Source organism: Staphylococcus sp. GDY8P85P (assembly GCF_017892405.1).
GTDB classification, from domain to species: domain Bacteria; phylum Bacillota; class Bacilli; order Staphylococcales; family Staphylococcaceae; genus Staphylococcus; species Staphylococcus borealis.
Map to the genome: position 1 here is coordinate 21400 of NZ_JAESLA010000015.1, position 14886 is coordinate 36285.

Below are 14886 nucleotides of genomic sequence, written 5' to 3' on the forward strand. Positions count from 1 at the left end.
TTTACTTTGGTGATTCATCTTCATTTTGTTCAGTACGTTTATTTATCGCATTTCTCATGCCAGTGTCAGCTTCTACATTTTTTAGATTGTAGTAATCTTTGACACCCATGTTACCTTCACGTAAAGCTTCTGCCATTGCAAGTGGCACTTCAGATTCAGCTTCAACCACTTTAGCACGCATTTCTTGAACACGCGCTTTCATTTCTTGTTCAGAAGCTACGGCCATAGCACGGCGTTCTTCAGCTTTCGCTTGCGCAATATTCTTATCTGCAAGTGCTTGTTCAGTTTGTAAGTCAGCACCAATATTTTTACCAATATCTACGTCAGCTATATCGATAGATAAAATTTCGAACGCAGTACCTGAATCAAGCCCTTTACTTAAGACAGTCTTAGAAATGTTATCAGGGTTCTCCAGTACTTGTGTATGATGCTCACTAGAACCAATAGTAGAAACAATACCTTCACCTACACGAGCAATGATTGTTTCTTCTCCTGCACCACCAACTAAACGAGAGATGTTGGCGCGTACTGTAATTCTAGCTTTCGCTTTTACTTCTATACCATTCATTGCTACACCAGTTATAAACGGTGTTTCAATTACTTTAGGATTAACAGACATTTGAACAGCTTCTAATACGTCACGTCCAGCCAAGTCAATCGCTGCACCACGTTCGAATGGTAAGTTAATATCTGCACGTTGAGCAGCTATATTCGCATCGACAACTCTATCGACATTACCACCCGCTAAATAATGTGATTCTAATTGATTTGTTGTAAGGTTTAACCCAGCTTTATGTGCTTTAATTAATGGACCAATTACCTTACGTGGAGATACTCGACGTAATCTCATACCTACCAATGTTCCAATACCTACTTTAACTCCAGCAGCAATTGCAGATATCCAAAGTCCTACTGGAACAAATGAGAATAGCACTAATAATGCAATAACTATGATAACTGCAATCACTATAATGCCTAATCCAAACATTTAACCACTCCTTTATGTGTTTTCAATTTCTCTAACAACAACTCTAGATCCTTCTACCTCAAGAATTTTAACTTCTTTATTTCTTAAAATGAAAGCGCCATCTGATACGGCATCTATTCTTTCATTATCAAGCGTTATAATTCCTGCAGGTCTTAAATCTGTCACAGTACGAGCTGTTTGACCAACTAAATGAGAACGATCATCGTGAGATCTATATCCTGCTTCTGAATTAGTAGAATCTTTTAACACAACTTTATCTAAAAACGGAATTTTCCTTTTAAACCATTTCACTAATATCACCCATTCAATAATTGCCAATATTGATGCAATCACAACATTTAATAGCATTAAAAGAATATTATCTCCTAACATAATGATGCTAAGTATAATCAATGATATGCCAATAATACCTATGACTGCGCCAATGACAAATAATTCGATAATAACGAGTATTGCTCCAACGAAGAATAGCAATACAGAAATAAGATTAACATCACCGTTAATTAAAAAGCCGAGGAAGAGAATTAAAAGTGCAAGCATCGCGATAATTCCCGCAAAATTAATACGCTTCGAATACAATTGATATAAAAAGCCTAAAAAAATGATACACGTTAATATAAGTGATATTAATGGACTCGTTACAATCTGAGATAGATTATTGAATAAATAATTAGTAGTTAAAATGGAATTGATAACTGTATGTATCGCATTGAAATAGTTCACAATTTCACCTCGCTCTCAATTCCGATTATACATGAATACACTTAGTTATAATAGTGATAGTAGACGCTTTAATATAAAAAAACTCTCGACTAGTTTAACTAATCGAGAGCATATATATAATTAATATTCTTGTTGAGGGAGTCAACAGAGTTATTAATTATTTGAATTTACGTTTACGTGCAGCTTCTGATTTCTTTTTACGTTTTACGCTTGGTTTTTCGTAAAATTCACGTTTACGTACTTCTTGGATAGTACCACTTTTAGATACTGAACGTTTAAATCTACGTAATGCATCTTCAAGTGATTCATTTTTACGTACTACTGTTTTAGACATCTGTATTTCCCTCCCTCCAAATATCAACGGAACTTTAAAGTCAATACATAGTAATATACAACTATGCTTTACTTAGTATAATATATGAATTTATTATGGTCAATTCCAAATTATTATAATTTTTAAAAATTATAATAATACGCCTTCTTCAGACTTGTTTGTTGCGTGTTCTACAATTCTAACAACTTTACCTGTATTAATAGGATAATCAGCTTTAATGATTTTTACTTTTACAATTTGTCCGATTAAAGAATCATTACCCTCAAATTGAACTTTCATATAGTTGTCAGCATAACCAACTAATGTGCCTTCTACTTCGCCAGCTTCTTCAGGAATAACTTCTAAAACTTCGTCTTCAAATTTAGATGCATATTCTTTAGCTAATTGATCACTTAACGCGATTAATTTGTGCACACGGTCATTTTTGATAGATTCGTCAATTTGATCATCCATACGCGCAGCAGGCGTACCAATTCTAGCTGAATATGGAAAAACGTGTAATTCAGAGAATTTATGTTTAACAATAAAGTCATAAGTTTCTTGGAATTCCTCTTCTGTTTCTCCTGGGAATCCTACAATCACATCACTTGTAACAGCTAAATCTGGTAACGCATCATGTAATTTTGTGATTCTCTCTGAAAAATGTTCCATAGTATATTTACGTCTCATTCGTTTTAATACAGTATCAGAACCGGATTGTAATGGAACATGTAAATGTCTAACAACTTTATTTGAACGTTTTAAAACATCAATAACTTCATCAGTTAATTGGCTAGCTTCAATAGATGAAATTCTAATTCGTTCAAGACCATCAATTTCTTCTAAATCACGAAGTAACTGTGCTAAATTATAATCTTTTAAATCTTGACCATAACCACCAGTATGAATTCCAGTTAAAACAATTTCTTTATAGCCGGCATTAACTAATTGTGTAGCTTGTTCAACCACTTTTTCAGGATCACGTGAACGCATTAATCCACGAGCCCATGGTATGATACAAAATGTACAGAAATTATTGCACCCTTCTTGGATCTTTAGTGAAGCTCTTGTTCTATCTGTAAAATAAGGTACATCTAATTCTTCATATGTACGATTTTTCATAATATTACCAACACCATTAATTGGTTGGCGTTCTTCTCTAAATTGTTGGATGTAGTCTAATAATTTGTGTCTATCTTGCGTACCTACCACTACGTCTACGCCAGGAATTTCCATAATTTCTGCAGAAGATGTTTGCGCATAACACCCTGTAACACATACTACTGCGTCTGGATTTTGTCGAATTGCTCTTCTAATGATTTGTCTACTTTTTTTATCTCCAGTATTTGTTACTGTACAAGTGTTGATTACGAAGACGTCTGCATTCGTTTCAAAATCAACTCTATCGTAATCAGCGTCTTTAAATAATTGCCAAATTGCTTCAGTTTCATAATGGTTTACTTTGCAACCTAATGTGTGAAACGCAACTGTTGACATAATATTCACCCCATTAATTCATTTTCATAACTGATAGCACTTAAAGCATAAAGTGGCGCCGTTTCTGCCCGTAAAATTCGAGGTCCTAAACCAACATTAACACTCGTTTCTTTAAGCAGAGAGATTTCTTTCTCTGAAAAGCCACCTTCAGGACCAAATATTAATAAAATACGATCGTTAGTCTTAAATTTTTTCAAGGTTTCTTTAAAAAGACTAACTTCACCACGTTTTGCTTCATCTTCATATGCTAACAAAATATAGTCATAATGATTTATAGTATCACAAATTTCATTTAAATTCGACTTAAAATTGATTTTAGGAATAATTAAACGGTAGCTTTGTTCGGCTGCTTCTTTAATTATCTTTTGCCAACGTTCTAATTTTTTTTGAACTTTATTTGAATTAAGTTTGACTACAGATCTGTCCATTTCTACAGCTATGAAACTATCAGCACCTAATTCTGTTGCTTTTTGAATTAACCATTCATATTTGTCTGCTTTGATTAAGCCACTACATATAGTAACTTGTACAGGTAACTCTGAATTGATATCAATGTGCTCAATCAATTTAATTTCAATTGATTCATTCTCAACAGTAATGATTTCCGATTTAAACACGGTTTTATCTTTAAACGTTACAATAATCTGGTTACCAACTGTATTTCTCATCACATTAGTAATATGATGTATATCTTCCTTATTTGTTATAAAAAAACGCTGACTGTCATCAGCGTTTTGATCGATAAAGTATCTTTGCAAATTATTCACTCACTTTCTGACCTACAATGCATACCCAACCATTGTCATGATTTACTGATATAATATCAAATCCTACATCTTCCATTTGATTTAATATTAGTTCATGCTTTTCCTCTATAATTCCTGATGTTATAAAATAACCATCTTCATTTAGAGTATTATAAGCATCTTCAATCATATCTTCAATAATATGAGCTAAAATGTTTGCAATAACAATATCAAATTTTTCTGTTTCATTTTTTAATAAGTTTCCTGGTACAGCTTCAATTGCATCTTCACAATGATTTTTAGCAAAGTTTTCTTTAGCAACGTTAACAGCTAACTCATCAATATCCAGAGCTTTAATCCGTTTTACTCCAAGTAAGTGACTGGCAATACTTAAAATACCTGAACCTGTTCCAACATCAATAACGGAATGCTCTGGTTTAACGTAGGTTTCAATTGCTTTAAGACACATGCTTGTTGTTGGATGATCTCCAGTTCCAAATGCCATGCCTGGGTCTAATTCAATACACATTTCAGAAGTATCTTCTTTAGTGTATTGTTCCCAACTTGGAACAATTGTGAATTTTTCTGATGCTCTAAAGGGATGGAAATAATTTTTCCATTCATTTTCCCAATCTACTTTAGCTATTGTTTTCTCAGAAAAATCCAATACAGATGAATCAATATTTTCAAGTTTTGTAACATCTGTTTCAATTTTATTTCTTAGAGATTCATCAAACTTTAATTCGTTGAAATAAGCCTTTAATCGAACACCTTTTTCAGGATAATCTTCTTGTTTCAGTTCATATATTTCACCGAATTTATCGGCAGGCTGATTAATTAAATCATTAGAATCTTCAATTACAACGCCGTTTGATCCATAATTTTCTAATATATCAGTAACTAAAGGTTCAACTTCATGGTTTACAACAATCGAAAGTTCTGTCCAGTTCATTTAGTTATTCTCCTTTAAAGAATTTGCGTGCTCTATCTTTAAAATTAGATGGTTGTTCTTCAATTGACTCACCATTTAATTCAGCAAACTCTCTCATAATTTCTTTTTGTCTATCTGTTAATTTTGTAGGTGTAACTACTTTAATATTAACAAATAAATCACCATGACCATATCCATGAACATTTTTAACACCTTTATCTTTTAAGCGGAATTGCTTACCAGTTTGAGTGCCAGAAGGAATAGTTAACATTACGTTTCCGTTAAGTGTAGGAACTTTTATTTCATCACCAAGTGCTGCTTGTGGGAAACTAACATTAAGTTTGTAATAAAGATCGTCACCATCACGTTCAAATTTGTCAGACGGTTTTACTCTAAATACGACATATAAGTCACCATGAGGTCCACCGTTTTCTCCTGGTGTTCCTTCACCGGCAAGTCTAATTTGTTGGTCATTATCTACACCTTCAGGTACAGTTACTTCTAATTTAACTGTTTTATTTTCGGTACCTTTACCATGACAAGTTGGACATGGTTCTTCGAATTCTTGACCTGTTCCATCACATTTTGGACATGTTTGTTGCGTGCGTACACGGCCTAAAATTGTATTTTGTTCTACTGATACGTGACCTGCGCCGTTACAATAACTACATGTTTTTTTACTAGTACCTGGTTTAGCACCATCACCATTACATGTATGGCATGTCACATCTTTACGAATTGAGATTTCTTTCTTAGTTCCGAAGACAGCTTCTTCAAATTCTAGAGTCATCGTATATTGTAAATCGTCACCTTTTCTAGGTGCATTAGGATCTCTTTGACGTGAACCACCAAAGAATGAGCTGAAGATGTCTTCAAATCCACCTCCGCCAAATCCACTAAAGTCTTGGCCGCTAAATCCTTGGCCACCAAAACCACCTTGAGGTCCATCATGGCCAAATTGGTCATAATTTGCTCTTTTATTATCGTCGCTTAGAACTTCGTAAGCTTCTGAAATCTCTTTGAATTTTTCATCTGCACCCTCTTCTTTATTGATATCAGGGTGATATTTTTTTGATAATTTGCGATATGCTTTTTTGATTTCATCTTTAGATGCGCTTTTACTTACACCTAAGACTTCATAATAGTCTCTTTTAGCCACGACCATCTCTCCTTAACTTAATTATTTAATATGTTTAAAAGAACGAAGTTATAAAAGAAAAAGTCAAAGCCAATGTTCAATTGACTTTGACTTTTTGGCTCACATTCATAATAGTTTGCTAATATAAGCATACACTATAAACGCTTAGCAATTATTTTTTATCTTCATCATCTTTAACTTCTTTAAATTCAGCATCTTCAACATTACTATCGTTTTGAGTTTGTTGAGCACCATCTTGTGCTTGTTGCTGAGCTTGTTGATATACTTTTGCTGATAAATCTTGAATTACTTTTTCAAGTTCTTCTTTTTTCGCTTTAATATCTTCGATGTCTTGTCCTTCAAGCGCAGATTTTAAAGCATCTTTTTTGCTTTCCGCATTAGATTTATCTTCTTCACTAATATTGTCGCCAAGGTCAGTAATTGTTTTTTCAACTTGGAATACTAAGCTATCTGCTTCATTTCTTAAATCTACTTCTTCACGACGTTTTTTATCTGCTTCAGCGTTTTCTTCGGCATCTTTAACCATACGATCGATTTCTTCATCAGAAAGCGCAGAGCTTGATTGAATAGTAATATTTTGTTCTTTATTAGTACCTAAGTCTTTCGCAGTAACATTTACGATACCATTTTTATCAATATCAAATGTTACTTCGATTTGTGGAACACCACGTGGAGCTGGTGGAATATCAGTTAATTGGAATCTTCCTAATGTTTTGTTATCAGCTGCCATTGGACGTTCACCTTGTAATACGTGAATATCTACTGCTGGTTGGTTATCAGCTGCAGTTGAATAAACTTGAGATTTTGAAGTTGGGATTGTAGTATTACGTTCAATTAACGTATTCATACGTCCACCCATAATTTCAATACCTAATGATAATGGTGTTACGTCTAATAATACAACATCTTTAACATCACCAGTGATAACGCCACCTTGAATTGCAGCACCCATTGCTACAACTTCGTCTGGGTTTACACCTTTATGAGGATCTTTACCGATTTCTTTTTTAACAGCTTCTTGAACTGCTGGAATACGTGTTGAACCACCAACAAGAATAACTTCATCAATTTCAGAAGTTGATAAACCAGCGTCTTTTAATGCTTGACGAGTTGGTTCCATAGTTCTTCTGATTAATGAATCAGCTAATTCTTCAAATTTAGAACGAGTAAGACTAATTTCTAAATGTAATGGACCACTTTCACCAGCTGAAATAAATGGTAATGAAATTTGAGTTTGTGAAACGCCAGATAAGTCTTTTTTAGCTTTTTCAGCAGCGTCTTTCAAACGTTGCAATGCCATTTTATCTTGAGATAAATCTACGCCATTTTCTTTTTTGAATTCAGACACTAGGTAGTCAATAATTACTTGGTCAAAGTCATCACCGCCAAGTTTATTATCACCAGCAGTTGATAGTACTTCGAATACACCGTCACCTAATTCAAGGATAGATACGTCAAACGTACCGCCACCTAAGTCGAATACTAATACTTTTTGGTCTTGATCAGTTTTATCTAAACCATATGCTAATGCTGCAGCAGTAGGTTCGTTAATAATACGTTCAACTTCTAAACCAGCAATTTTACCAGCATCTTTAGTTGCTTGACGTTCAGCATCATTGAAATATGCAGGAACTGTAATAACAGCTTTATCTACTTTATCTCCTAAATAACTTTCAGCAGTGTTTTTAAGGTTTTGTAATACCATAGCTGAAATTTCTTGAGGTGTATAAGATTTACCTTCAATATCTACTTTATAGTCAGTACCCATATGACGTTTAATTGATTGAACAGTATTTGGATTAGTGATAGCTTGACGTTTTGCTACTTCACCAACTTGTGTTTCACCATTTTTAAATGCTACAACTGATGGTGTTGTTCTAGCACCTTCTGGGTTTTGAATTACTTTTGGTTCATCGCCTTCTAATACAGCTACACATGAATTTGTTGTACCTAAGTCAATACCGATTACTTTACTCATAATAAAATTCCTCCAATTTTAAAAATTTTAATAAATGGTATTTTCGTCAATTTATTGATTTACTTTTACCATTGATGGTCTTAATACTCTATCTTTTAACTTATAACCTTTTTGTAATTCTTGAGTAATATCACCAGATTTGAAATCTGGATTATCATCTTGAACTACTGCTTGGTGGAAGTTAGGATCAAAAGCTTGACCTTCTGTTTCAATTTCTTCTAAACCATTATCTTTAAGTGCTCTTAGTAAACTTTCGTGTACCATTTGAACACCTTTTTGAAGTGATTTAAATGATTCATCATCACCTTCAATTTGTAGTGCGCGTTCAATATTATCAATCGTTGGTAAAATATCCGTTAAAACACGTTGAGATTGATAAGTTTTATTTGTTTCATTTTCTTTCTGAATTCGTCTTTTATAATTTTCGAATTCAGCGTATAATCTTAAATATTTTTCTTCACTTTCATTAGCTTTTAATTGTAATTGCTGAATTTCTTCATCTTTAGGATCAACTGCAGTTTCTTCAGAACTATCTTCGTTCGAACTGTCGTTAGATGAATTATCACTATCAGAAGTAGTATCTTCAACATTTTCAACTGTTGATGTTTCTTCGTTCTTTACTTCTTGTTCTTCAGTATATTCAGAATTACTTTTTACTGATTCATCTTTTTCTGTCATTTTTTACCCTCCAATATAATTACAATTAAAATCACCATATTTGGTTAAGTAATTGAATCACATTCTGATAACGCATTGCTGTAGGTCCAATAACCGCAATTTGACCTTTCAATGAATTGTCGAAGTGATATTGACTCGTTACAATCGATATATCACTAAGGCTTTCATCAATCTCTTTTCCAATCTTAACGTTAATATCATTAGTTGAAATTGTCTGTAGTAATTCAGTGATTCTTTCAGATTCTAGATATTGCAAAATTGGTTGAATTGACGAAACATTAGATTCATTTAACGCATCAATTAGTTTAACCTTTCCACCTAAGAAAATGCTATTACTTTGTTTGCTAATATGAGAATTTATCATCTTAACAATGTCATTAATAAATTGATTTTCTTCATTTGAGTTGGCGAAAGAACGAATTTTATCTGATAGTTTAGCGCTTATTTCTATATTATTATTACTAATAAAATTAGAAATGGCGATTAATCTATCGGATGATAACTCAAGTGAAGAATTCAAGTGAAAATGCTCAACATGACCAGAATTATAAATAATTACTAAAATCATGATTGAATCATTTGCCTTAATTAAATGAACATTATTAATCATTTCTTCACTATGTTTTGGACGAACAACTAATGTTGCATAATGAGATTTCATTGATAACTCATTTGCAAAGTAACTTAATGCTGAAGAAATATCATAGTGATTCTCAATCAATAGTTGATTTAAACGTTGTATTTTATTTTTGTTTTGACGAGAGGTTTGTTTTAACAATTGATCGACATAAAGTCTAAACCCTTCTTCGGAAGGTGAACGCCCTGAAGAAGAATGCGTCTTCTCTAAAAAGTTCAAATCTTCAAGTTGCTTCATCTCATTCCTTATTGTTGCAGGACTGACATCTAAATGATGTCTATCAATTAAAGCTTTAGAACCTATAGGTTGTCCTAAATCAACATAATCTTCAACAATTGCATTTAAAATGCTTAATTGTCTTTGTGTAATCATGTTTTCACCTCATTAGCACTCTTTTGTCCTAAGTGCTAATTATAATTTATCAAATTGGTCAAAGTAAGTCAACGTTAAAGCCTTACTTTTTTAATTTTTTATTAGTTTAGTAAGAAAGCCTCAAATACTTCGTTTCCTATAACCTTTCCTCTTGGGGTAAGTGAGATATTTCCATTCGTTTCAATTAGAAGTTGTCTTGATTTTAAATCTTTAACCGTTTCTCCAAATATTGCATCAAGTGATTGACCAAATTTCAACTCGAAACGTTCGCGATTTACACCTTGATTCATTCTCAGACCTAAAAACATTTCTTCTTCCATCTTTTCATTCAAGGTTGGTCGATTAGAAGTTAGTATAGGCCGTTTGCCATCATTAATTGCATTTATATAATGTTGAACCGGATTTAAATTTGTATAGCGTTCGCCTTCAACGTATCCACTTGCACCTGCTCCAAAACCGTAATATTCTTCGTTTAACCAATACACTTTATTATGTTCAGATTCATGATTCGTTTTAGCAAAGTTAGAAATTTCATATTGCTTAAAGTCAGTTTGACTTAATGCTTTCATTAGATATTGGTACATTTCAGCACCTAAATCTTCATTTGGTAATTTTAGTTTCCCTTTTCGATACATATTATAAAACTGTGTCTTAGGTTCAAGTATTAAACCGTAACTTGAAATATGGTCAATATCCATATTGATTGCTTGATTTAAACTGTCTGCAAAATCCTCTATCGTTTGTTCAGGTAAATGATACATTAAATCAAGGCTTATAGAGTTGATACCAGCTTTCCTAGCATTATTTACTGCATTGTAGATATCTTGAGCATGATGTGTTCGGCCTAATATTTTTAATAGCTCTGGTTTAAATGTTTGAACACCCATTGAAATACGATTAACACCATATTGTTTAAGTAACTTTACTTTATTAAAAGTTAGTTCATCTGGATTTGCTTCAAAACTGAACTCTCCATTGATTGAAAAAGTTGAAGTAATAGCTTGTAATAATCTTTCAAGTTGCATGTCATTCAGTGCTGTTGGCGTACCTCCTCCAACGTACATTGTCTCAAGTTGTTTTGTTTTACTAAACGACATTTCTTTTATTAATGCGGATAAATATTCATCTACTGGCTGTTTATCAATATAATATTTATTAAAATCACAATAAGTACAAATTCTGACACAAAAAGGTATGTGTATATACGCACTTTTAACTTCCAATGTTACACCCCTTCTATAACTTAAAAAAAGAGATTGAGACTTAGTAATATAAGTTAGTAGTTTCTTTATCAATAATATTCATTATTGTTATGGTATCTACCAATTTATATTCGTCTCGACCTCTTTTATGTTCTATTCATCATCCATTTTTAGTACAGCTAGGAATGCATCTTGTGGAATTTCAACACTACCAACTGCTTTCATTTTCGCTTTACCTGCTTTTTGTTTTTCAAGTAATTTACGCTTACGACTAATATCCCCACCATAACATTTAGATAAAACATTTTTACCCATTGATTTAATATTAGTTCTTGCAACGATTTTTTGTCCAATTGCAGCTTGGACTGGAACTTCAAATTGTTGACGCGGAATAAGCGTTTTTAATTTTTCAACTAATGCTTTGCCTCGTTCATAAGCAAAATCTTTATGAACGATAAAGCTTAATGCATCTACTTTATCACCATTTAATAAAATATCCATCTTCACTAAATTACTTTCTTTATTTTCAATAAACTCATAATCAAACGAAGCGTATCCTTTAGTATTAGATTTAAGTTGATCAAAGAAATCAAAAACAACTTCAGAAAGTGGTATTTCATAAACGATATTCACTCGAATATCATCTAAATAATCCATATTAATAAATTGACCACGTTTACGTTGACACAATTCCATTACTGCTCCTACATAGTCATTTGGAACCATCATGGTTGCTTTCACATAAGGTTCATAAATCGCATCAATTTTGTCTCTTTCTGGCATTTGTGCGGGATTATCTACTGTGACTTCTGAACCATCTTTCATTACACATTGATAAATAACTGATGGCGCAGTAGCAATTAATTCAATGCCAAATTCTCTTTCAATACGCTCTTGAATGATTTCCATGTGAAGCATGCCTAAAAATCCAGTTCTAAAACCAAAACCAAGTGCTTGAGAAGATTCTGGTTCAAACTCTAATGACGCATCATTTAATTGTAACTTTTCAAGAGCTTCTCTTAAATCATTATAGTCTTTATTTTCAATTGGGAACAAACCGCAATAAACCATTGGGTTCATTTTTTTATATCCTTTTAGCGGTGCTTCAGCTGGTCTGTTTGCATGTGTTATCGTATCACCTACACGTGAATCATCGACATTTTTAATACTTGCAATAATATAACCAACATCACCTACAGTTAGTTCTTCAATAGGTAATTGTTTAGGTGTATTAATACCTACCTCACTAACTTCAAATTCTTTACCTGTTGCCATCATTTTAATTCTATCTCCAGCTTTAACAACGCCCTCCATCACGCGAATTGATGAAATAACGCCTCTATAAGGATCATATTCTGAATCGAAAATTAAAGCTTTTAACGGGGCACTAGGATCACCTTCAGGTGGTGGCACTACTTCTACAATTTTCTCTAAAATATCTTCGATACCGATATTTGATTTAGCACTAGCAAGTACGACATCATCTTGATCTAAACCAATCACATCTTCTAATTCTTGTTTAACCCTTTCAGGTTCAGCAGCAGGGAGATCGATTTTGTTAACGACTGGTAATAATTCTAAATCGTTATCAAGTGCTAGATACACATTTGCCAATGTTTGTGCTTCAATACCTTGTGCTGCATCTACTACTAAAATTGCACCTTCACATGCAGCTAAGGATCTAGAGACCTCATATGAAAAGTCTACGTGTCCAGGTGTATCAATTAAATGGAAAGTATAAGTTTGTCCATCACTAGCTTCATATTTTAATCGTACGGCATTTAATTTGATTGTAATACCACGTTCTCTTTCAAGATCCATTGAATCTAATAATTGATCTTGCATTTCTCTTGTTTCTACAGATTTAGTATTTTCTAATATTCTATCTGCTAATGTTGATTTACCATGATCAATATGAGCAATAATAGAAAAATTTCGTATATTTTCTCTTCTGTTATAGCGTTCTTGCATATCCATAGCCTATCATTCTCGCTTTCATAAAATTAGCCCGTATATGTATACATCTTTGATATGATATCGTTTTTAATGATTAATTGCAAACGTATCCTTACTATTAAATGTTAAAACGTGATTATAAAATCACTTGCGTTATTCGTATATAATTATAGAATATATCCTAATTATAAAGTGTTAAAGTGCGCATTCCAACAGTAATTATGATTTAATTGAGATTTTAATTATGCTATATTTAATTAATGATTGCACAAATATGTTAGTTTTGATAAAATATTTCTTGTTGTAATCAAAATAAAATTTGATATGCTTAAGATCACTTTTAGGAGGTGACAGTAATGCCAAATATTAAATCTGCTATTAAACGTGTTAAAACAACTGAAAACGCAGAAGCTCGTAATATTTCACAAAAAAACGCTATGCGTACTGCTGTGAAAAATGCTAAAACAGCAATCAACAATAACGCTGATAACAAAGCTGAATTAGTTAACTTCGCAATCAAATCAGTTGATAAAGCTTCACAAAGTAACTTAATTCACTCAAACAAAGCTGATCGCATTAAATCACAATTAATGTCATCAAGTAAATAATGTGTAAAAAGCGCGGAACTATGTTCCGTGCTTTTTTGTATTTAAATATATAACTAGGGTTGATTACAAGCTTATAGTGATAGAATAAATAACTCAAGTATTAGTTGTTTGTCCATATATGACGACTTTAGTTTGTAATCTGTTTCTGCGCAGTTATCTATTATATTTAATAATTCTTTTAACTCATAATAACGGACTTGGTTTAATGCTAACTTAACTCTATATGGATGCACATTAATTGTTTTAGCAATCTGTTGCCCACTATACCCTTTTTGAGCTAATATTTTACATTGGTAATACAATCTATAATTACTTGTAATAAGTGCAAGTAATTTAATGGGTTCCTCTTTCATAACGATTAAATCTTTTACAAGTTGTATAGCTTTGTCTTTTTCATTTTTTTGAATATATTCTGTTAATAGAAAAACATTTTGTTCTAAGCTTCTGTTAATAATTAAACCTACATCATTTTTATTAATAGTAGATCTATCACCTAAGAATAAAATGAGTTTATCTAGCTCTTGAGAAACGATATTGAAATTCACACCAGTTAATTCAATAAATAGGTTTAGCGCATCTTGCTTTATATCTTTGAAATTCTCATGTAGTTGATTTTGAATCCAGGATTTAATTTCTTGTTCTGACATTTGTTCTACTTTGGTTAGCTTACTGGTCTTTTTTAATGATTTAGTTAATTTCTTTCTTTCATCTAATTTATTACTATAGATTTCAAAAATGACTAAATTATCACCATCATACTTCTCTAAAAATTCTATAACTTGCTCATTGTTCGGCTGTAAATCTTTATTAACTTTTTCGCCAGTAAATATAAATGAATTTTTAACAACAATTGCTTTCTTTTCAGATATAAATGGCATTGTTAAGGCTTCTTCAATAATTGTCGAAATATTTGTTTCATAAAGGTTAAATTTTATAAAATTAAAGTCATCTCTGTCCTCATTTAAGAATGCATTTGTCAGTTCATTACTTTTCTTTTCTACTAATTCAGGCACTTCACCATATATAGCCATAATATTGTTTGTCATAATTGTGAACTCCCTTTTAAAATATCAAACATTGATAATTATATCATGCTTG

The 14886-nt window shown here is 32.2% G+C and carries 14 protein-coding genes; 1 reads left to right on the forward strand and 13 read right to left on the reverse strand.

Annotation, left to right across the window (positions count from 1 at the left end; translation table 11 throughout):
* Position 1 precedes the first annotated feature (1 nt).
* From floA to lepA, 12 genes are all read right to left on the reverse strand, one after another.
* Positions 2-988, reverse strand: a complete 987-nt coding sequence (floA, locus tag KA828_RS03520) for a flotillin-like protein FloA (protein ID WP_053029522.1) — start codon at positions 986-988, stop codon at positions 2-4.
* Positions 989-1000: 12 nt separating this feature from the next.
* Entirely contained in the window at positions 1001-1672 is a 672-nt protein-coding gene (locus KA828_RS03525) for an NfeD family protein (protein WP_481906423.1), read from the reverse strand.
* Positions 1673-1868: 196 nt separating this feature from the next.
* On the reverse strand, positions 1869-2045 hold the full coding sequence (gene rpsU / locus KA828_RS03530) for a 30S ribosomal protein S21 (RefSeq protein WP_000048060.1): 177 nt from the start codon (positions 2043-2045) through the stop codon (positions 1869-1871).
* Positions 2046-2174: 129 nt separating this feature from the next.
* Positions 2175-3521: a tRNA (N(6)-L-threonylcarbamoyladenosine(37)-C(2))-methylthiotransferase MtaB gene (gene mtaB, locus KA828_RS03535; protein ID WP_210125416.1), complete on the reverse strand. Its 1347-nt coding sequence runs from the start codon at positions 3519-3521 to the stop codon at positions 2175-2177.
* A gap of 5 nt (positions 3522-3526) precedes the next feature.
* Positions 3527-4279 (reverse strand): 16S rRNA (uracil(1498)-N(3))-methyltransferase, encoded by a 753-nt coding sequence (locus tag KA828_RS03540; RefSeq protein ID WP_053029525.1) that lies wholly within the window; start codon positions 4277-4279, stop codon positions 3527-3529.
* Between the two features lies 1 nt (position 4280).
* Complete coding sequence (prmA, locus tag KA828_RS03545; RefSeq protein WP_210125417.1) at positions 4281-5219, reverse strand: 50S ribosomal protein L11 methyltransferase; 939 nt, start codon at positions 5217-5219, stop codon at positions 4281-4283.
* A gap of 4 nt (positions 5220-5223) precedes the next feature.
* On the reverse strand, positions 5224-6357 hold the full coding sequence (dnaJ, locus tag KA828_RS03550) for a molecular chaperone DnaJ (RefSeq protein WP_107629545.1): 1134 nt from the start codon (positions 6355-6357) through the stop codon (positions 5224-5226).
* Positions 6358-6508: 151 nt separating this feature from the next.
* Positions 6509-8335 carry a molecular chaperone DnaK gene (gene dnaK, locus KA828_RS03555; RefSeq protein WP_210125418.1) on the reverse strand — a complete coding sequence of 609 codons (1827 nt, stop codon included), beginning with the start codon at positions 8333-8335 and terminating at the stop codon, positions 6509-6511.
* A 51-nt stretch (positions 8336-8386) separates the two neighbouring features.
* Complete coding sequence (gene grpE / locus KA828_RS03560) at positions 8387-9013, reverse strand: nucleotide exchange factor GrpE (RefSeq protein ID WP_210125419.1); 627 nt, start codon at positions 9011-9013, stop codon at positions 8387-8389.
* Between the two features lie 31 nt (positions 9014-9044).
* Positions 9045-10022 (reverse strand): heat-inducible transcriptional repressor HrcA, encoded by a 978-nt coding sequence (gene hrcA, locus KA828_RS03565; protein ID WP_075108699.1) that lies wholly within the window; start codon positions 10020-10022, stop codon positions 9045-9047.
* 101 nt (positions 10023-10123) lie between these two features.
* On the reverse strand, positions 10124-11245 hold the full coding sequence (gene hemW / locus KA828_RS03570) for a radical SAM family heme chaperone HemW (protein WP_210125420.1): 1122 nt from the start codon (positions 11243-11245) through the stop codon (positions 10124-10126).
* Positions 11246-11377: 132 nt separating this feature from the next.
* Complete coding sequence (lepA, locus tag KA828_RS03575; RefSeq protein WP_070854947.1) at positions 11378-13201, reverse strand: translation elongation factor 4; 1824 nt, start codon at positions 13199-13201, stop codon at positions 11378-11380.
* Between the two features lie 335 nt (positions 13202-13536).
* Here lepA and rpsT point away from each other — a divergent pair, with 335 nt between their 5' ends.
* On the forward strand, positions 13537-13788 hold the full coding sequence (rpsT, locus tag KA828_RS03580; RefSeq protein WP_053029533.1) for a 30S ribosomal protein S20: 252 nt from the start codon (positions 13537-13539) through the stop codon (positions 13786-13788).
* A gap of 71 nt (positions 13789-13859) precedes the next feature.
* Here the strand turns inward: rpsT and holA are convergent, their stop codons facing one another.
* Entirely contained in the window at positions 13860-14834 is a 975-nt protein-coding gene (holA, locus tag KA828_RS03585; RefSeq protein ID WP_075108373.1) for a DNA polymerase III subunit delta, read from the reverse strand.
* Between the last annotated feature and the right edge of the window lie 52 nt (positions 14835-14886).

Coding starts and splice junctions, on each gene's coding strand:
- lepA (WP_070854947.1), bottom strand. CDS start 13,201: ATGGATATGCAAGAACGCTATAACAGAAGAGAAAATATACGAAATTTT.
- holA (WP_075108373.1), bottom strand. CDS start 14,834: ATGACAAACAATATTATGGCTATATATGGTGAAGTGCCTGAATTAGTA.
- mtaB (WP_210125416.1), bottom strand. CDS start 3,521: ATGTCAACAGTTGCGTTTCACACATTAGGTTGCAAAGTAAACCATTAT.
- grpE (WP_210125419.1), bottom strand. CDS start 9,013: ATGACAGAAAAAGATGAATCAGTAAAAAGTAATTCTGAATATACTGAA.
- hrcA (WP_075108699.1), bottom strand. CDS start 10,022: ATGATTACACAAAGACAATTAAGCATTTTAAATGCAATTGTTGAAGAT.
- floA (WP_053029522.1), bottom strand. CDS start 988: ATGTTTGGATTAGGCATTATAGTGATTGCAGTTATCATAGTTATTGCA.
- prmA (WP_210125417.1), bottom strand. CDS start 5,219: ATGAACTGGACAGAACTTTCGATTGTTGTAAACCATGAAGTTGAACCT.
- rpsU (WP_000048060.1), bottom strand. CDS start 2,045: ATGTCTAAAACAGTAGTACGTAAAAATGAATCACTTGAAGATGCATTA.
- dnaK (WP_210125418.1), bottom strand. CDS start 8,335: ATGAGTAAAGTAATCGGTATTGACTTAGGTACAACAAATTCATGTGTA.
- rpsT (WP_053029533.1), top strand. CDS start 13,537: ATGCCAAATATTAAATCTGCTATTAAACGTGTTAAAACAACTGAAAAC.